A 17651-nucleotide genomic window follows, 5' to 3' on the forward strand; every position below is an offset into this window, starting at 1 on the left:
TGGGCACGCTTGCCCGACACGAGACACTTGGACTTGGTATTACCGTCACAAGCCCACACACCCGGGCCTGCTGAGCTAGGAGGGACGGGGCGCCTGCCCTGATCATGGACGTGAAGCGCATCTTCCGCGGACCCCTGTTCTGGATCGTCATCGCCTTCTTGGGCGTCCTGGTGATCGGACAGCTCCTGACCGGCTCGACCGGGTACAAGACCGAGCCCACCGGCCAGGTCGTGCAACTGATCCAGCAGGCCACCACGTCGAGCGACAAGACGCTGAAGTCGGTGACGCTGATCGATCCGGACCAGGAGATCCGGGTCGAGAAGACCGACGGCACCAAGGTGCGGGCCCACTGGGTCGACGGCCAGGCCAACACGCTGGGCACCCAGCTGCAGACCCTCTTCCAGCAGGACAAGCTCGAGAAGTACGACGTGGAGAACCCGAAGCCGAGCTTCATCGGCCAGGTGTTCTCGACGCTGATCCCGTTCCTGCTGATCGCCGTGGTCTTCATCTTCTTGATGAACTCGATGCAGGGCGGCGGCTCGCGGGTGATGAGCTTCGCCAAGTCGAAGGCCAAGCTGATCACCAAGGACACGCCGAAGACGACCTTCGCGGACGTGGCCGGGTGTGACGAGGCGATCGAGGAGCTCGGCGAGATCAAGGAGTTCCTGCAGGAACCCGGCAAGTTCCAGGCGGTCGGCGCGAAGATCCCGAAGGGCGTCCTGCTGTACGGCCAGCCCGGTACGGGTAAGACGCTGCTGGCCCGGGCCGTCGCCGGTGAGGCGGGCGTGCCGTTCTACTCGATCTCCGGTTCGGACTTCGTCGAGATGTTCGTCGGTGTCGGTGCCTCCCGGGTCCGCGACCTGTTCGAGACCGCGAAGACCAACGCCCCGGCGATCGTCTTCATCGACGAGATCGACGCCGTCGGCCGGCACCGTGGCGCGGGCCTCGGCGGTGGCCACGACGAGCGCGAGCAGACGCTGAACCAGCTGCTGGTCGAGATGGACGGCTTCGACGTGCGCGGCGGTGTGATCCTGATCGCAGCGACGAACCGTCCGGACGTGCTCGACCCGGCGCTGCTGCGCCCGGGCCGCTTCGACCGCCAGATCGCGGTCGACGCTCCGGACCTGCCGGGTCGCGAGAAGATCCTGAAGGTGCACGCCCGCGGCAAGCCGATGTCGGAGAACGCCGACCTGCGCGCGGTCGCTCGCCGTACGCCGGGCTTCACCGGTGCCGACCTGGCCAACGTGCTGAACGAGGCGGCGCTGCTCACCGCCCGGCTGAACAAGCAGCAGATCGACAAGAACGCGCTGGACGAGGCGATCGACCGCGTCATCGCCGGACCGCAGCGCCGGACCCGGCTGATGTCGGACAAGGAGAAGGTGCTCACGGCGTACCACGAGGGCGGACACGCCCTGGTCGCCGCGGCGCTGCCGCACTCCGACCCGGTGCACAAGGTGACGATCCTGCCGCGCGGCCGTGCGCTGGGCTACACGATGGTGCTGCCGGACGAGGACAAGTACTCGACCACCCGGTCGGAGATGCTCGACAAGCTGGCCTACATGCTCGGTGGCCGCGCCGCCGAGGAGATGGTGTTCCACGACCCGACCACCGGCGCGAGCAACGACATCGAGAAGGCGACCGCCCTCGCCCGGGCGATGGTCACGCAGTACGGCATGACCGAGCGGCTGGGCGCGATCAAGTTCGGCCAGGACTCCGGCGAGCCCTTCCTGGGCAGGGATCTGGGCAGCCAGCGCAACTACTCCGAGGAGATCGCCGCGGCGGTCGACGAGGAGGTCGGCAAGCTGATCCTGAACGCGCACCAGGAGGCCTTCGACACCCTGGCCGAGAACCGCGCGGTGCTGGACCACCTGGTCGAGGAGCTGCTCGAGAAGGAGACCCTCGACAAGGCCGAGATCGCCCGCATCTTCACGCCGATCCAGAAGCGCGAGCTGCGGCCGGCGTGGACCGGTTCGTCCACCCGGGTGCCGTCGGAGCAGCCGCCGGTGATGCCGCTGCCGAACCGCGGTGAGCAGAACGGCTCGCTGTCCGACGTGATCCCCGGCGGATCGGTCGGCCCGGACGAGGCCGCGCACGGCCCGAACTACGGTGGTGGCCCCACTCCGCCCGCGGAGTGACCGGGTGACCTCGCCGAAGTTCGATCACGCCCGGGCCGCGCGTGCGGTCCGGGAACTGCTGATCGCGATCGGCGAGGACCCGGATCGTGAAGGCCTGAAGGACACCCCGGCCCGCGTCGCGCGCTCGTACGCCGAGATCACGGCGGGGCTCGGGCAGAACCCCGAGGACGTGCTGACCACCACGTTCGACCTCGGCCACGACGAGATGGTGCTGGTCAAGGACATCGAGGTCTGGTCGGTCTGCGAGCACCACCTGGTCCCGTTCACCGGGGTGGCCCACGTCGGCTACATCCCGAGCGCGGACGGGCGGATCACCGGGCTGTCGAAGCTCGCCCGGCTGGTCGACGTGTACGCGAAACGCCCGCAGGTGCAGGAGCGGCTGACCACTCAGGTGGCGGAATCCCTGGTGGAGCTGCTGAAACCGCGCGGCGTGATCGTGGTGATCGAGTGCGAGCACCTCTGCATGACCATGCGGGGCGTCCGCAAGCCGGGCGCCAAGACGATCACCTCGGCCGTTCGCGGCCAGCTCCGCGACCCGGTCACCCGGGCCGAGGCGATGAGCCTGATCGTCGGCTGACGCCGGACCCGTAGCTTCACCGCGACGGTTTCGTTGAACATTTCGGAGCCATAGCCATGGACAATCCGTGTCTGAGCGAATACTTTCCGTAGTGGTGCTTGGTCGCACAGGCAGGGCGCCGGCGTGAGGAGGAAGGTATGTCAGGGCGTTTTCGGGTCGGCGCCGCTCTCACCGGGATCGTCGTACTGACGGCTGCCGGACTGATCGCGGCGAACGGCGCGCAAGCGGACCCCCAGACCGGCTCCGAGGGCGACCCCGAGTTGCCCGTGGCGGACCAGCAGTTGCTGCAGGTCCAGACCCAGGCGCAGGATCTCGAGGGCAAGCTCGGGTCCCGGGCCGTCGGCAGTTATCTCGACGAGGCGGGCGCGCTGGTGATCGCCGTGACCGATCGGGCCACTGCGGAGCTCGTCCGGCAGGCCGGCGCGATCCCGCGGCTGGTGCGTTTCACCGCGGACGAACTGCTCGCCGTGCAGCGCGAGCTCGACCACGTGGCGACCGGTTCCGGCGCGGGCCGGGTCAGGTCCTGGTTCGTCGACCCCCGCAGCGGGACGGTCGTCGTCACGGTCCCGTCGGGTGCTCGCGACCTGCTGACCAAGCGGTTCCTGCGCAAGGCCCAGGCCAACGGCGACAAGGTGACGATCCGGCGGGCCCCCGGCGTGGTGACTCCCACCGACGGCGAGTTCGGCCTGCTGGGCGGCTACCAGGTGGACAAGAACACCGGCTACACCTGCTCGCTCGGGTTCAACGCGCAGACCAGGGACGGCGCCCGGATCTTCCTGACCGCGGGGCACTGCACCGCCGGCAAGCCCTCGTTCTCCCGCAACGGCTACATCCTCGGCACCACCAGGTCCTCGAGCTTCCCGGGCAACGACTACGGCTCGGTGAACGTGATCGAGGGCTGGGACCAGCGCGGCCTGGTCGAGCGCTGGGGCGCCACCGACGTGGTGATCCGCGGCTCGGCGAACGCGATGGTCGGCGCCACCCTCTGCAAGTCCGGCAAGAGCACCGGCTGGACCTGCGGGCAGATCGTGGCCCGCAACGTCACGGTGAATTACGGCAACAACAGGATCGTCAAGGGCCTGTTCCAGCACACCGCCTGTGTGGAGTCCGGCGACTCCGGCGGTGCCAACATGACCGGCGACTACGCGCAAGGCATCACCAGCGGGGCCGCGCTGATCAGCGGCCAGTGCATGGACAAGCACGGGCAGGCGAACGAGTCCTACTCACAACCGATCGGTGAGGCGCTGTCCGCTAGCGGCGCCTCATTGGTACTGGGTTAGCGACCCCCGGCGGGAGCCGGGAGTTGATGGGGGCCTGGTACCTAGGTGGGGCGGTTCGGGCACGGCCACTACGGTGGTCGGGTGCGAACTGCCCCACCGAGTCATGTCGAAGGCTTGCCCACACCGGACCGCTGTCTGGTGATGGGTGTCGTCAACGTGACCCCGGACTCCTTCTCCGACGGTGGTGAGTGGTTCGAGCCGTCGGCCGCGATCAAGCACGGCCGGGAGTTGCTGGCCGAGGGTGCGGACCTGCTGGACGTGGGTGGCGAGTCCACCCGGCCGGGCGCCGAACGCCCCGCACCGGCCGAGGAGATCCGCCGGGTGCTGCCGGTGATCGAGACCCTGGCCGCCGAGGGAGCGCTGATCTCGGTGGACACCATGCGGGCCGACGTGGCCGCCCTCGCGCTCGACGCCGGCGCCGTGATGGTGAACGACGTGTCCGGCGGGCTGGCCGATCCGGACATGCTCGGCCTGGTGGCACAACGCGGTACGCCGTACGTGTGCATGCACTGGCGTGGGCACTCTGCCGACATGCAGCAGCGGGCGCAGTACGGCGATGTGGTGGCGGAAGTGATCGCGGAGCTCGGCGAACGGCTGGAGGTGATCCAGCAGGCTGGAGTGGACTTGAACAGGGTTGCACTGGACCCCGGACTGGGTTTCGCGAAGAACGCGGACCACAACTGGGAGGTGCTGCGCCGGCTGCGGGAGTTCGGTGTGCTCGGGCGGCCGCTGCTGATCGGTGCGTCCCGCAAGGCGTTCCTCGGTAGGCTGCTCGCCGACGAGAAGACCGGCGAGCCGAGACCGGCCGTCCGACGAGACGACGCCAGCGCGGCCGTCTCCGCCCTCGCCGCTGCGGCGGGCGCCTGGTGCGTCCGGGCCCACGCAGTGGCGCCGAGTGCGGATGCGGTGCGGGTGGCGCGTAGATGGGGAGCGGTATGACGGAAGAGCCGGGCGGTACGCGGCGAGGGACTAGTGCCTCCGCCGAGAGCGTTGTGCTGAACGCGAACACGGCGTTCTACAACGCGTTCGAGGCGGGTGACCTGGACCTGATGGCCGCGGTCTGGCTGCCGGAACCCGATCCGGTCTGCATCCACCCGGGCAACGCCGCGATCTACGGCTACAGCGAGATGATGCGGGCGTGGGCGATGATCTTCGCCAATACGCCCTACATCCAGTTCTTCCTCACCGACGTACAGGTAAGAGTGGATGAAGACGTGGCTTACGTCACGTGTACGGAGAATGTCCTGTCCTCCGGTGAAGGGGCCCCTGAAGAGGGTTTCGCGGGGGGCAAGGCACTGGCCACGAACGTCTTCAGGAAAACTTCTTCCGGCTGGCGGTTGTGGATCCACCACGCCTCCCCGGTACTGTCGTCTGGGGGTCGACAGGAGGAGGCGGAATGAGCGGTCCCGTGATGCCTGCCGCCGGACCTCCTGACGTGATCGAGATCCGCGGCATCCGTGGCTTCGGCCGGCACGGCGTCTTCGACCACGAACGGGCCGAGGGCCAGGAGTTCGTGGTGGACGTCCGGCTCGAGCTCGACACCCGCAAAGCCGCGGCGACCGACGACCTGGCCGACACCGTGAACTACGGCGTGGTCGCGGAACAGGTGCACGCCGCCATCGAGAACGACCCTGTCGACCTGATTGAGACACTGGCACAACGGATCGCGGATCTGTGCCTCGCCGACCGGCGGGTGAGCGGAACCGCGGTGACCATCCACAAACCCTCGGCGCCGATCAAGGTGCCGTTCGACGACGTTGTCCTGACCGTGCAGCGCAGAGCCGGAGAATCCTCGTGACCGAGACCCCTAGCCCCCACGTCATCGATGCGGACACCCTCAGCGGTGGCCTCAAGCCGATCCGCCAGGTGATCCTGTCGCTCGGCAGCAATCTCGGCGACCGCGAGGCGAACCTGCAGGGCGGCGTCGACGCACTGCGGGACACCCCAGACGTCGTCGTCGTCGACGTGTCGCCGGTCTATGAGACCGAGCCGGTCGGCGGCCCGGACGAGTCCGGCCCGTACCTGAACATCGTGCTGCTCGCCGACACCACCCTGTCGGTCGACACGCTGCTGGACCGCGCGCACGCGGTCGAGCAGGCGTTCGGCCGGGAGCGCAGCGTGCCGGGAGCGCCGCGGACCCTGGACGTCGACCTGATCACCTACGGCAAGAAGACGATCGAGTCCGAGGAGCTGACGGTCCCGCACCCGCGGGCGCACGAGCGCGCCTTCGTGCTGGCGCCGTGGCTCGACATCGAGCCCGACGCGGTGCTGCCCGGCGTCGGCCCGGTCGCCGAACTGCTGGCCGGTGTCGGCACCGAAGGTGTGAAGAAGGTCGACGACCTCACCATCGAGCTGCAGTAGTGGTGTCAGGCGGTACCGGCCCGGATCGTGCGCCAGGCGCAGGCAAAGAACCTCCGCGCCCTGGCTCGGTCCGGCCGACCTCCCGTCGGCTGCTGGTCGCGATCGTCGTCCTCGGGGCGGCGATCGGCTGGACCCTGGTCAAGGCGATCGAGTCCGGCGGCGGCGTCGCGCCGACGGTGTCGTGGCTCACGCTGGTCGCCTGGGGCTTCCTGGCGGCGCTGCTGTTCGCCGCCGCCCGCAACACCCACCAGCGGATCCAGGTCCGGCGGGAGCGGATCGAGGCGTCCCGCGCGGTTTTCTTGCTGCTGATCGGAAAAGCGTCCGCATTCGTCGGCGCGTTGTGCGCCGGTGTTTACGCAGGGTTCGCGTTATCCTTCCTGGGCGCCCTCGGTTCCTCCGGGCCGCGCAACCGCGTGATCACAGCCGGTGCCGCGGCCGTGATCTCAGTGCTGGTCGTCACGGCCGGATTGCTCCTCGAACGGGCGTGTCGCATCCCCGATGACCCCGAGGACACCCCTTAACATGTCGGTCCATGGGGTCAAGGGGTAGCCGCCGTCGAACCAGGGCCACAGTTCTCGCCGTCGCAAACGGCTTACTGGTCGTCATCTGCCTGACTGTGAGCATCGCTCTCTTCTCCCAGAATCAGTGGATCCTGCGCGCCGCCGCGATCGCCGCCGTCCTGGTCGCGATCGGCGCCTCCTTCCTGGTCCGCCACCAACTCCTGGTCGAACGCCTGGCCCACAGCGACGAGCGCGCCCAGGTGGCCCGGGAGTACTCCCGCATCACCAGCGCCCGCGTAGTCGAGAACGCCGAGTTCGTCGACCTGATGCAGCGCCGCCTGGACCGCATCGACGAGCGCCTCGACAAGATCGACGAGGAAGTCGCCACGGTCGTTGCCGCCGGCGACAAACACTCGATCGCCGACGCCCCCACCGTGGTGGACCTCAAGCTCCGCGGCCTAGCCGCCAGCTGACGTACTACTGCTGGGCAGGATGCGGGATCAGCTGAGTCGGCGGGCGATGACGGCTTGCTCGTGCTCGAAAGCCGGCGCCATCTGGTCGATCTGCTTCTTCGTCTGACCAAGCTGAGTTGCCACGTCTTGCCAGCGTGAGACCGCCTTCGCGACCTCTGCCATCGCCGCCACCGCCTCCGACCGGTCGAGGCGGAACAACTCGGCAACATCCAGGGTCAGCTCGACGCTTGCGTCGGTTTCCGTCTCGTTGATCGCGGTCGAGAGGTACTTGGCGCCGGGCGAAGGGTCAGGGTTCAGATCGAAGGCAGGCGACAGCGCCCATGAACTGGTGACCCGGCGGAGGAACCCATGGTTCCGCAGGTGATCGTCGAGGTTGGAGATGAGGACGGAGAACACCATCCGCTTCCAGAGTTGGCGGAGCTCCTCACTCGCGGCGGCTGAGTGCTCCTCGATGACCGCGCCGATGTCGAGATAGCTGCCGGTGTCGCCGTCGGGCGCTTCGAGCATCGTCATCGCGCTGACGTAGCCGATCCGGCGGGACGCCACTCGATCGAAGCGATTGATCACATGGACGTCTCGTCCCGCGATCTTCAGCAGTGTCGAGTCCGGTACGACGATGCCGGCTGCCCGGGCGAGGTCGAAGGCGACCTTCTCCCACGTCATGACGTTCCACTCGTCGGATCGGCTGGGGAACTTCGCGATCGCGATCGCGCCGCTGTCCGTGCGAACGTGCGCCTTCGGCCGGGCGCCGCCGAGCGAGCTGCCGGCTCGGAGCAGCTTCGTCAGGCCTGCAAGGTCGGCATCGTCGTCTTCGGTCCGCTCGGCAAGGTCGAGCAGTGCGGGAAGGTCCGTGAGGGCCGGTACGCCGCTTGCGTCGTCGGCGATGAACCCGGTGGTCCCGGGCAGAGCGAACCGGATGGCGCCCTGTCTCAGGTCGTCGCGGACGCCGAGGAGGTAGCTGAACCCACTCAGGGTCCGGGGTGTCGAGGCCGCGTCTCTCGCGCGGCGCCGCTCAGCCTTGGCGATCAGAACCCTGCCCCAACGATCGGGAGAGCTGTCCGCGAAGGAGTGGAACATGGAGACGCCGACCGCGGTGTGCTGTGCGCCGATGGTGAGCGGCAGTGCCGGTTCGAGCGGATACGCCCGTGGGTCGGCGAGGTAGGACGGGTCGTAGAGGAACGTCGCCGACTCCGTGCCCCGTCCGTAGTGCGAGTTCAGTTGACCGGCTCTGACATCTTGTCCGTCGATCTGGACATGCACATCAACCTTGCTGGGCAACGGGTCACCCGTGGCAGCAATGGTCCGATCGGCCTGATCGCCTCTCGGGGACTTAGCCATCGGAACGCTGCCGGGCCGGGCGCACTCGCCGAGGAAGCTCCTCGTCTGCACGCAGACGACCGACGTCGGTCGTGTATGGATCCAGCGAAGTCACCAATTGCTCGAGAACACCCAGTGCCCTCGCGACGCGAAATGTGCTCTCCAGGCTGACGCCCTCGCCTGCCTCAAGCCGCCGGACGGTCCCTCGGGAGACTCCGGCGCGGTCTGCCACCTGCTCGGCAGTGAGGCGCTGGAGACGGCGCCAAGTACTGAAGTGTTCACCAGCCGTCCCCAGTGCTCGCGCCACCGGGCGTGGCAGTGGTTTGGTCTGCCGAGGCATGCTATCTCCAGAGATAAGGATCTGTTTTAGGCACATTAAGTCTGATAGTGAGCTAAAAATAGTACAGTATTTATGGATTCAGCCTAGCTGGCCTGGTGAGGATGTGTCGAGGTTCAGCGCTCCTGCTGTGGATGAAGCAGTCGCCGACCTCGACGCCGAATCCTGGCGCAAGGCAGTCCGTCGTGGACTATCGGCCAGCCGGACGAGCGAGCGGCGTACGGAATGACAGGAAGTACTACGTTTCTCTGCGCCTTGACCACCTCGGTGAGCCTGGAGGTTGACCTCGCGAGCGACCTCTGCCTGTCGTTCGGTTCAGCCGCGCCGGAGCAGTTGCTCGGAATGGGCGTCTGGGGAGGCGAGCCGGGCGCCTGTTATTTGTCGATGTCGCCGACGACGAAGAACATGGAGCCGAGGATGGCGATCATGTCGGCGACGATGGTGTTCGGGAGCATCTCGGGGATGACGGAGATGTTGTTGAAGCTGGCGGAGCGGAGTTTCATCCGCCAGGGGGTCTTGTCGCCGCGGGAGACCAGGTAGTAGCCGTTGATGCCCAGGGGGTTCTCGGTCCAGGCGTAGGTCTGGCCCTCGGGGACCTTGAGGATCTTGGGGAGGCGGACGTTGACCGGGCCGGCGGGCATCGTGCGGAGCCGGTCCAGGCAGGCGTCCACCAGGTCGAGAGAGACCTTGACCTGCTCCAGCAGTACCGAGAAGCGGGAGAAGCAGTCGCCGTCGGTGCGGGTCACCACGCGCAGTACGCCGTCTTGGGCCAGTTCCTCGTAGGCGAGGTAGGGCTCGTCGCGGCGCAGGTCGGCGTCGACGCCGGAGGCGCGGGCGATCGGGCCGGAGACGCCGTAGGCGGCGATCAGCTCGGGAGACAGGCGCCCGACGCCGACGGTCCGGGCCCGGAAGATCTCGTTGCCCAGGACAAGGTCCTCGATGTCGGGGAGCCGGCGGCGGACGGCGGCTGAGGCCCCCGCGGCACGCTGCAGCCAGCCGAGCGGCAGGTCCTCCTTGAGGCCGCCGACCCGGTTGAACATGTAGTGCATCCGGCCGCCGGACAGCTCCTCCATCACCGCCTGGATCGTCTCGCGCTCACGGAACGCGTAGAAGACCGGCGTGATCGCGCCGAGCTCCAGCGGGTAGGAGCCGAGGAACATCAGGTGGTTCAGGATCCGGTTCAGCTCGGCCAGCAGGGTGCGCAGCCAGACCGCCCGGACCGGGACCTCGAGGCCCATCATCCGCTCGACGGCGAGCACCACGCCGAGTTCGTTGGAGAAGGCGGACAACCAGTCGTGCCGGTTCGCCAGCACCAGGATCTGGCGGTAGTCGCGGACCTCGAAGAGCTTCTCCGCGCCGCGGTGCATGTAGCCGATGATCGGCTCGCAGCCGACGATCCGCTCGCCGTCCAGCGTCAGCCGCAACCGCAGTACGCCGTGCGTCGCGGGGTGCTGCGGGCCGATGTTGAGCACCATGTCGGTGGTCGGCAGCTCAGAACCGGAACCCGTGCCACCGCGTTCGTACAGCGGGTCCAGCCCCGCGGCTCCAGCCCCGATTCCCACCACTCTTTCGGTACTCATGACCCTTAGTGTGCCGTGAGCGATGCAACTTGACGCTGCTGACGCCCAGGCACGCAGCTCACGACCTTTGAGAATCATCCACGATGCTCCGCATCGAGGACGCTTCTCAAACGCCGCGATGCACGCACCTGGACGCCACCATCATTCAAGTTGCATCGCTCACGGCACCCTGTCGTGACAGGCTGGTGGTGTGGACGACCTCTTCGCACCTTCGGATGTCAGCTGGACGCCGGTCTCGCCGAAGCTCGCGACGGTGCGCAGGCTGAACGCGGCGATCACGTTCGGCCTGCTGGCGATCGCGGGCCTGCTGCTGTTCGGAATGCTGATGGACTGGCTGTACGGCGTACTGGCGCTGGTGGTCGCCGCGCTCGGGTTCGGCTGGTCCTGGATCGTGATCGGGCGTAACCAGCGGTCCTGGAAGTACGCCGAGCGCGAGGACGAGCTGCTGGTCAGCCACGGCATCATGTTCCGCCAGCTGGTGGTCGTGCCGTACGGGCGGATGCAGTTCGTCGACGTGGCCGCCGGGCCGTTGGAGCGGGCGTTCGACCTGGCGACGGTGGAGCTGCACACCGCGACCCCGGCGACGGACGCGAAGATCCCCGGGCTGCATCCGGACGAGGCGGCTCGCCTGCGTGACCGGTTGTCCGCCCTCGGTCAGGCGCAGGCGTGGGGCCTGTGACCGAGCCGTCCGCGCCCCCCGAAGCGCCGGAGATCCGGCAGGCCGAGACCGGCGGGGCCCGGTTGCACCCGCTGACCCCGTTCGTGAAGGGCTGGGGGTACTTCGTCGTGGCCGCGTTCGCGATGGCCAACAACGAGGGCCTGCGCAGCGACCTGACGATCGCCGGGCTCGGGCTGCTCGCGGTGCTGGTCGGCGGGATCCTGCTCGGCGCGCTGTCGTGGTGGTTCACCAAGTGGCAGCTGACCGCGGACGCGATCCGGGTGGACAGCGGGTTCCTGTTCCGCCGGACCCGGATCATCCGGTTCGACCGGATCCAGGCGATCGACGTGGCCCAGCCGTTCGTGGCCCGGCTGTTCGGCATGGCCGAGCTGCGGATGGACGTGGCCGGTGGAGGCAAGAGCGACGGCAGGCTGAGCTACTTCAGGTACGACGAGGCGGTGAACCTGCGGGCGATCCTGCTCTACCGGGCCAAGGGCGAGCAGGCGGCCGAGCAGCAAGCGCCACAGGCGGAGCCGGAGCCGCTCCTGGTGGTTCCCACCGGCCGGCTGCTCGGTGCGACGCTGCTGTCGTCGACAGTGCTCGCGAGTACGGCCGCCCTGATCTGGCTGATCGTCGCGACCACGGTGCTGGAGTTCCACATCGGTCTGTTCGCCGCTCTCCCGCTGCTGCTCGGTGTCGTGCAGCCGATCTGGAAGCAGGTCGTCGGCAACCACAGGTTCACCCTGTCCGAGACTCACGACGGGCTGCGGACCAAGCGCGGCCTGTTCGACCTCCAGCGCCAGACGGTTCCGCCGGGCCGCGTCCAGGGCCTGCTGATCACCGAACCGCTGATCTGGCGGCTGCTGGGCTGGTCCCGGGTGGACCTGGACATCGCGGGCGTCGTCGGTGGCAACGGTGGCGACGGCGAGGACAGGAACGACGGCGCTCAGCTTCTCCCGGTCGGCGAGCGCCAGGAGGTGGCCGGCGTCCTCGCCAGGGTGCTGCCCGGCTTCGACCTGGCCGCGATCGAGATGCACCGCGCCCCGGAGCGGGCGAAGTGGCTGCGCCCGGTCGGCTGGCGCTACCTGGCCTACGGAGTCGACGAGCAGGTTCTGGTGACCACCCGCGGGTGGGTGAGTCGACGTACGTCCATCGTGCTTCACCACAAGACGCAGTCGGTCCGTCTCCAGCAGGGACCGCTGCAGCGCCGTCTGGGGCTCGCCAACGTCCACGTAGACACTCCGCAGGGCCCGACCGACGCTGTGGCCCTCCACCGCGATCTGGCGGAAGCTGCGGCCCTCCTGGAGGCTCAGGCCGACAGAGCCCGCGAGGCGCGCCGTACTGCGGACTCCCCGGCCGCCGTCCACACCCAACCAAAGGCGCCGAGCCCCGACGGGTCCAGCAGCTCCGCGGCCTCCCCTGCGGACGACAGCTCGGCCAGGTAACGCAGGGGCTCCTCACGGGCCAACTCCTGGCTGGGCCGTGCTGCGGTGACGCCCAGGGCCTGCAGAGCCTCTCGCTGGGTGGTCACCGTGCCGCCCAGCGAGTCCAGCGCGACGTGAGCCGTGATGTCGCACGAGCCGTCCGGCACCGGGTCGCACTCGCGCCCGTTCCGGAACCCCGTCAAGGTCCCGTACGGCGGCCTGCCGGCGCGCAGGTGTCCGTAGTCGATCGCAACGGCGACAGCACCTTCCTCGAGCCGGCCGAGCACGTCCGCCCAGGCCTCGTCGCGGGTGATCCCGATCTCGGCCCGGTCGCCGGGCTCCAGCAGTGGCCACCACTTCTCCAGCCACTCCAGGTCGTTGCCCTCCACAACGTCACCCGGACTGAGATCCGCCCACAAGTAGCGCGGGACGCCGGCCGGGTCCAGCTCGGCCAGCTCGCACGGCACGTTGTCGAGCCACTCGTTCCCGATCACCAGGCCGGTCAGCCGGTCGGGCAATTCGTCGTCGAGCTCGATGTCCAGCACCTGCAGGCCTTCGGCGCGCAGCACCTCGCCGAGTTCACCCGAGCCCGCGGCGATGTCGACCACCTGGGAGGCGTCGACGGCACGGGCCAGCCGCGCGACCGCCTGGCCGAACAACCCGGACGCGTGCACCGAAGTACGGAAGTGGGCTGCGGGGCGTTCGCGACGGTAGAAGCCGTCGGGACCGTAGAGCGCGTGGTCCCAGGCCTGCCGGAAGGTCGTCATCCCAGCGGAACCGACCCGGTCAGTTGCCACACCTGGTCATCGCCCTCGCGCCAGATGGTCAGGTCGTCGAGCGTCACGGTCGGAGCCGGAGCGGCCGCGAGAGCAGCCTGGACCTCGGCCAGCACCGGGTCGCGGTCCTGCGCGGAGATCGTCAGGTGCGGACGCGGGTCGGGGTGGTCGCCACCGTAGGGCGGGCACTCGGGGAACGCGCTGATCACCGTCCGCACCAGAGCGCGCACCTGGTCGAAGGGCTCGGGCCGGAGCCAGACGGGGCCGTTCGGGAACTGCTCGGCAGTGGGGAAGCTGAGCTCGAACGGCCGCACCGCCGAGACCGCGTCGGTCAGCCGCTGGACGTGTTCGGGCGCCGGGTCCTTGAGCCAGGGCACCAGCACGGTCACGTGCGGCGGGATCAGCTCGGACAGCGCCAGGTCGGGCCGGGCCGACGAGAACGACGCCGTCCGCCAGCGATCGGTGCACTCGGCGAGCTCCGGCACGGCGATCAGGATCGCGGTCAGCCCCGACCGCTTCGCCCAAGGGTCTTGTCCGTTCACCGGCACATCGTCCCACCTGTGACGAAGAACTCGACCCCATCCCCGCCGCCCGCACTACCCTGTTCTCGACCGCATCAATCGTCTGGTACCCCGAACCGCCTGGGGACTGGAACGTAGAGAGTGGACATGGAACGCATCGGCATCATCGGCTCCGGCCGGGCCGGCAGCGCCTTGGGAGCAGCCTTGGCGTCCGCCGGACATCCCGTCACCGGCCTCACCGCGCGCTCGCGGGCATCACTCGACCGCGCCGCGCGGCTTCTTCCGCATGTACCCGTCCTGTCGCCCGCCGAGGTGACCACCCGCGCCGACGTGGTGCTGGTCGCCGTACCGGACGAGGCGATCGCCCAGGTCGCGGCCGATCTCCCGCTGACGGAGGACCAGTACGTCGTACACCTGTCCGGCGCGCACGGGTTGTCCGTACTGGCGGGGGTCCAGGCGATCCCGGTGGCGCTGCATCCGCCGATGACCTTCACGGGCGGCCCGGCAGACCTCACGGACGTCGTGTTCACGGCGACCGCCCCGGAAGAGGCACGGGAGGTCGTCGAGCGGCTGGTGAAGAGCCTCGGGGCCGGCGTGCAGTGGGTCGTGGAGGAGGATCGGGCGCTGTACCACGCGGGCGTCGTGCACGGCGCGAACCACCTCACCACCCTGCTCGCGCAGGCGTTCGAGGTGCTCCGTGAGGCCGGGATCGCCGACCCGGCGGCAACACTGCGGCCCTTGCTGATCGCAACTCTCGACAACACGCTGCGGTCCGGTCATGATGCGCTCACCGGGCCGATCGCGCGCGGCGACGTGGACACGGTGGCAGCCCACCTGGCGGTACTGCGGGGCCGCACCGCGAGCACGTATGCCGAGCTGGCCGGGGCGACGGTGGACCTGGCAGTGGCGGACGGACGGCTGGACCACACGACGGCCGAGCGGTTCCACCAGGTGTTGGCAGCAGGGGTGCTGGAGCGGGATCGAACAGGGGAGGCACCGGCGTGAGACTCACCCAGACCAAGGCGGAGTTGCGGGCGGCCGCGGCGATCCGGCCCCGGGCGGTCGTGATGACGATGGGCGCCCTGCATGAAGGCCACGCGGCGTTGCTCGCCGAGGCCCGCGAACGCGTCGGGCCGGAAGGCAGCGTGGTGCTCACCATCTTCGTGAACCCGTTGCAGTTCGGGCCGACCGAGGACTTCGACCGGTATCCGCGGACGCTGGCCAGTGACCTGGCGATCGCCAAGAGTGAGGGCGTCGACCTGGTCTTCAACCCGTCCCGGGACGAGCTCTACCCGAACGAACCATCCATCACGGTGCACCCCGGGCCGCTGGCGGACGAGCTCGAGGGGATGGTTCGGCCGGGCCACTTCGCCGGCGTGCTGACCGTGGTGTCGAAGATGCTGCACCTGACCTCGCCGGACCTGGCGCTGTTCGGTGAGAAGGACTACCAGCAGCTGACGTTGATCCGCGAGATGGTGTGCGACCTGGACATGGACGTCGACATCGTGCCGGTACAGACCGTGCGCGAGGCGGATGGTCTCGCGCTCTCGTCACGCAATCGCTACCTCAACGAGACCGAGCGTGACGAGGCCTTGGTGCTCTACCGGGCGCTCACCGCGGGCGCGAAGGCAGGCATGAACGGCCCGGACGCCGTCCTGGCCGCCGCCCACGCCGAACTGGAAGCAGTTCCATCGGTAGAGATCGACTACCTGGCACTCAGAGCACCGGACCTGGGCCCGGTGATCGGTCCAGGCGAAGCCCGCATGCTCATCGCCGCCCGCGTAGGGACCACTCGTCTCATTGACAACATTTCCATCACGCTCCGGTGAGTGCGGTGGGGGTTGGGGGGTCGGCCCAGTTCTCCGGCGCCGGAGGGGCACCTCGCGGCGTTGGAGAAGAAGCCACGATGAACACCGCATCGAGGCTCCTTCTCCGCCTTGCGATGCACCCCTCCGGACACCGGAGAACTGCACCGACCCCCCAGCCCCCACCGCAGCCGGTTGATACGGTCGCCGGATGACTGCTCCTGCTGTGCCGCAGCGGTTGGCTGCGCCCGAACCAGGCTGGACCGACACCGTGGACGTGGTGGTGATCGGCTCGGGCATCGCGGGGCTGACCGCCGCCCTGCGCGCCCGGGAGCTCGGCTCGGTGCTCGTGGTGACCAAGGACGTCGTCGCCTCGGGGTCGACCCAATGGGCCCAGGGCGGGATCGCCGCGGCGCTCGGCCCGGGTGACTCTCCGGAGGACCACCTGAAGGACACCCTGGTGGCAGGTGCCGGGCTGTCCGACCCGACCGCCGTAGGGGTGCTCGTGACCGAGGGACCCAAGGCGGTCCGCGACCTGATCGACCTGGGCGCGCGGTTCGACACGCTGGCCGGGGGAGACCTGTCGCTGACCCGCGAGGGCGGCCACCACCGCAACCGGATCGCGCACGCAGGCGGGGACGCCACCGGCGTCGAGATCGAGCGGGCGCTGGTCGCCGCGGTGAACCGGGCCGACGACATCCGCATCATCGAGCACGCGCTGGTGCTCGACCTGCTGACGGCCGAGGACGGTGCGGTCGCGGGCGTCACCCTGCACGTGATGGGCGAGGGCCAGTTGGACGGCGTCGGCGCGATCCGCAGTCGCGCGGTGATCCTCGCGTCGGGCGGACTGGGCCAGCTGTACGCCGCGACGACGAACCCGAGTGTCTCCACCGGCGACGGTATGGCGCTGGCGCTGCGGGCCGGCGCGAAGGTGCGGGACCTGGAGTTCATCCAGTTCCACCCGACCGTGTTGTGGCTCGGCAAGAGCGCCAAAGGCCAGCAGCCGTTGGTCTCCGAGGCGGTTCGGGGTGAGGGCGCGTTCCTCGTCGACCACAGGGGCAACCGCTTCATGCAGGGTCAGCACGAGCTCGCCGACCTCGCCCCGCGCGACATCGTGGCGAAGGCGATCATGCGGCAGATGCTTGCCACCGGCAAGGACCACGTCTACCTCGACGCCCGGCACTTCGGCGACGAGAAGTGGCGGGTGCGGTTCCCGACCATCCTGGCCTCCTGCCGGTCGCACGGTATCGACCCGGTCCGCGAGCTGATCCCGGTCGCACCGGCCTGCCACTACTCCTCGGGCGGAGTCTGGACCGATCTGCACGGCCAGACCTCCGTGCCCGGGCTGTACGCCTGCGGCGAGGTCGCCTGCACCGGCGTACACGGCGCGAACCGGCTCGCCTCGAACTCCTTGCTCGAAGGACTCGTCTTCGCCCGGCGGATCGCCGGGTCGCTGGCCGAGAAGATGCCGGAACTGCGGGAGCCCGCGGTCGACCACCGGGTCCCCGGGCTGGTGGACGCGGACGTCGTACCGGAGTTGCAGCGGGTGATGACGGTCGGCGCCGGCGTGATCCGGAGCGCCGGCGGCCTGTCGGAGGCGGGTGCCACCCTCGGCAAGCTGATCGAGCAGCCGGCCGGAGAGCCCGGAACGCCAGGCTGGGAGGCGACGAACCTGATCACGGTCGCGTCCGCGCTGATCGCGGTCGCCACCACCCGGGAGGAGAGCCGCGGCTCGCACTGGCGTGAGGACCACCCGGATCGTGACGACCGGAACTGGTCCGGCAGTCTGGACATCACTCTTCCGGCCGAGGAAGATTCGGCCCGGCCCGCCACGACGTTCGTGGCGCACCGTGCAGACCCAGTAACAGGCACAGCAACAGGCGAAGCATCACCTGAGGGGAAGTAGC

18 protein-coding genes and 1 pseudogene are annotated in these 17651 nt (G+C 69.0%); 14 read left to right on the top strand and 5 right to left on the bottom strand.

The window, feature by feature from the left end:
* The first annotated feature begins 104 nt into the window (after positions 1 to 104).
* The 9 genes from ftsH to EV648_RS01935 all read left to right on the top strand — a co-directional run bounded on the left by ftsH (position 105) and on the right by EV648_RS01935 (position 7326).
* Positions 105 to 2135, top strand: a complete 2031-nt coding sequence (gene ftsH / locus EV648_RS01895; RefSeq protein ID WP_132284377.1) for an ATP-dependent zinc metalloprotease FtsH — start codon at positions 105 to 107, stop codon at positions 2133 to 2135.
* Positions 2110 to 2712 (top strand): GTP cyclohydrolase I FolE, encoded by a 603-nt coding sequence (folE, locus tag EV648_RS01900; protein ID WP_132284379.1) that lies wholly within the window; start codon positions 2110 to 2112, stop codon positions 2710 to 2712. Before ftsH ends, folE begins: the two co-directional genes overlap by 26 nt.
* 137 nt (positions 2713 to 2849) lie before the next feature.
* Positions 2850 to 3992, top strand: coding sequence for a S1 family peptidase (locus EV648_RS01905; protein ID WP_132284381.1), 1143 nt, complete (start codon positions 2850 to 2852; stop codon positions 3990 to 3992).
* A gap of 141 nt (positions 3993 to 4133) precedes the next feature.
* On the top strand, positions 4134 to 4931 hold the full coding sequence (gene folP, locus EV648_RS01910) for a dihydropteroate synthase (RefSeq protein ID WP_132285052.1): 798 nt from the start codon (positions 4134 to 4136) through the stop codon (positions 4929 to 4931).
* The gene (locus EV648_RS01915) at positions 4928 to 5392 is read left to right on the top strand and encodes a nuclear transport factor 2 family protein (protein ID WP_132284383.1); all 465 of its coding nucleotides are present in this window, start codon (positions 4928 to 4930) and stop codon (positions 5390 to 5392) included. Before folP ends, EV648_RS01915 begins: the two co-directional genes overlap by 4 nt.
* Positions 5389 to 5790: a dihydroneopterin aldolase gene (folB, locus tag EV648_RS01920; RefSeq protein ID WP_132189582.1), complete on the top strand. Its 402-nt coding sequence runs from the start codon at positions 5389 to 5391 to the stop codon at positions 5788 to 5790. Before EV648_RS01915 ends, folB begins: the two co-directional genes overlap by 4 nt.
* Positions 5787 to 6353 carry a 2-amino-4-hydroxy-6-hydroxymethyldihydropteridine diphosphokinase gene (gene folK, locus EV648_RS01925; RefSeq protein ID WP_132284385.1) on the top strand — a complete coding sequence of 189 codons (567 nt, stop codon included), beginning with the start codon at positions 5787 to 5789 and terminating at the stop codon, positions 6351 to 6353. Before folB ends, folK begins: the two co-directional genes overlap by 4 nt.
* A 2-nt stretch (positions 6354 to 6355) precedes the next feature.
* Complete coding sequence (locus EV648_RS01930) at positions 6356 to 6874, top strand: DUF3180 domain-containing protein (protein WP_241994816.1); 519 nt, start codon at positions 6356 to 6358, stop codon at positions 6872 to 6874.
* A gap of 95 nt (positions 6875 to 6969) precedes the next feature.
* Positions 6970 to 7326 (top strand): hypothetical protein, encoded by a 357-nt coding sequence (locus EV648_RS01935; protein ID WP_241994817.1) that lies wholly within the window; start codon positions 6970 to 6972, stop codon positions 7324 to 7326.
* 27 nt (positions 7327 to 7353) lie between these two features.
* Here EV648_RS01935 and EV648_RS01940 read toward each other — a convergent pair whose 3' ends face one another.
* The 3 genes from EV648_RS01940 to EV648_RS01950 all read right to left on the bottom strand — a co-directional run bounded on the left by EV648_RS01940 (position 7354) and on the right by EV648_RS01950 (position 10560).
* Positions 7354 to 8604, bottom strand: a complete 1251-nt coding sequence (locus EV648_RS01940; protein WP_241994818.1) for a type II toxin-antitoxin system HipA family toxin — start codon at positions 8602 to 8604, stop codon at positions 7354 to 7356.
* A gap of 52 nt (positions 8605 to 8656) precedes the next feature.
* A complete protein-coding gene (locus EV648_RS01945; protein WP_370452688.1) occupies positions 8657 to 9019 on the bottom strand; it encodes a helix-turn-helix domain-containing protein in 363 nt (120 codons plus the stop codon).
* 335 nt (positions 9020 to 9354) lie between these two features.
* Positions 9355 to 10560, bottom strand: coding sequence for an NADH-quinone oxidoreductase subunit D (locus tag EV648_RS01950; protein WP_132284391.1), 1206 nt, complete (start codon positions 10558 to 10560; stop codon positions 9355 to 9357).
* 190 nt (positions 10561 to 10750) lie between these two features.
* Here EV648_RS01950 and EV648_RS01955 point away from each other — a divergent pair, with 190 nt between their 5' ends.
* Together EV648_RS01955 and EV648_RS01960 are read left to right on the top strand one after the other, a co-directional pair.
* Positions 10751 to 11239 (top strand): PH domain-containing protein, encoded by a 489-nt coding sequence (locus EV648_RS01955; protein ID WP_132284393.1) that lies wholly within the window; start codon positions 10751 to 10753, stop codon positions 11237 to 11239.
* The gene (locus tag EV648_RS01960) at positions 11236 to 12663 is read left to right on the top strand and encodes a PH domain-containing protein (RefSeq protein ID WP_132284395.1); all 1428 of its coding nucleotides are present in this window, start codon (positions 11236 to 11238) and stop codon (positions 12661 to 12663) included. Before EV648_RS01955 ends, EV648_RS01960 begins: the two co-directional genes overlap by 4 nt.
* A gap of 86 nt (positions 12664 to 12749) precedes the next feature.
* Here EV648_RS01960 and EV648_RS01965 read toward each other — a convergent pair.
* Positions 12750 to 13409: pseudogene (locus EV648_RS01965) on the bottom strand (SAM-dependent methyltransferase); the annotation flags it as partial.
* Positions 13406 to 13960: a 2'-5' RNA ligase family protein gene (locus EV648_RS01970; RefSeq protein ID WP_132284397.1), complete on the bottom strand. Its 555-nt coding sequence runs from the start codon at positions 13958 to 13960 to the stop codon at positions 13406 to 13408. The gene EV648_RS01970 and the pseudogene EV648_RS01965, both read right to left, overlap by 4 nt.
* 126 nt (positions 13961 to 14086) lie before the next feature.
* Between EV648_RS01970 and EV648_RS01975 the strand changes: the two genes are divergently transcribed.
* The 3 genes from EV648_RS01975 to EV648_RS01985 all read left to right on the top strand — a co-directional run bounded on the left by EV648_RS01975 (position 14087) and on the right by EV648_RS01985 (position 17650).
* Positions 14087 to 14944 (top strand): Rossmann-like and DUF2520 domain-containing protein, encoded by an 858-nt coding sequence (locus EV648_RS01975; RefSeq protein ID WP_132284399.1) that lies wholly within the window; start codon positions 14087 to 14089, stop codon positions 14942 to 14944.
* Positions 14941 to 15768, top strand: coding sequence for a pantoate--beta-alanine ligase (panC, locus tag EV648_RS01980; RefSeq protein ID WP_132189592.1), 828 nt, complete (start codon positions 14941 to 14943; stop codon positions 15766 to 15768). Before EV648_RS01975 ends, panC begins: the two co-directional genes overlap by 4 nt.
* A gap of 187 nt (positions 15769 to 15955) precedes the next feature.
* Positions 15956 to 17650: an L-aspartate oxidase gene (locus EV648_RS01985; protein ID WP_132284401.1), complete on the top strand. Its 1695-nt coding sequence runs from the start codon at positions 15956 to 15958 to the stop codon at positions 17648 to 17650.
* Position 17651: the final 1 nt, after the last annotated feature.

Origin of the sequence: Kribbella sp. VKM Ac-2568 (assembly GCF_004345365.1) — a bacterium.
Lineage (GTDB): Bacteria > Actinomycetota > Actinomycetes > Propionibacteriales > Kribbellaceae > Kribbella > Kribbella orskensis.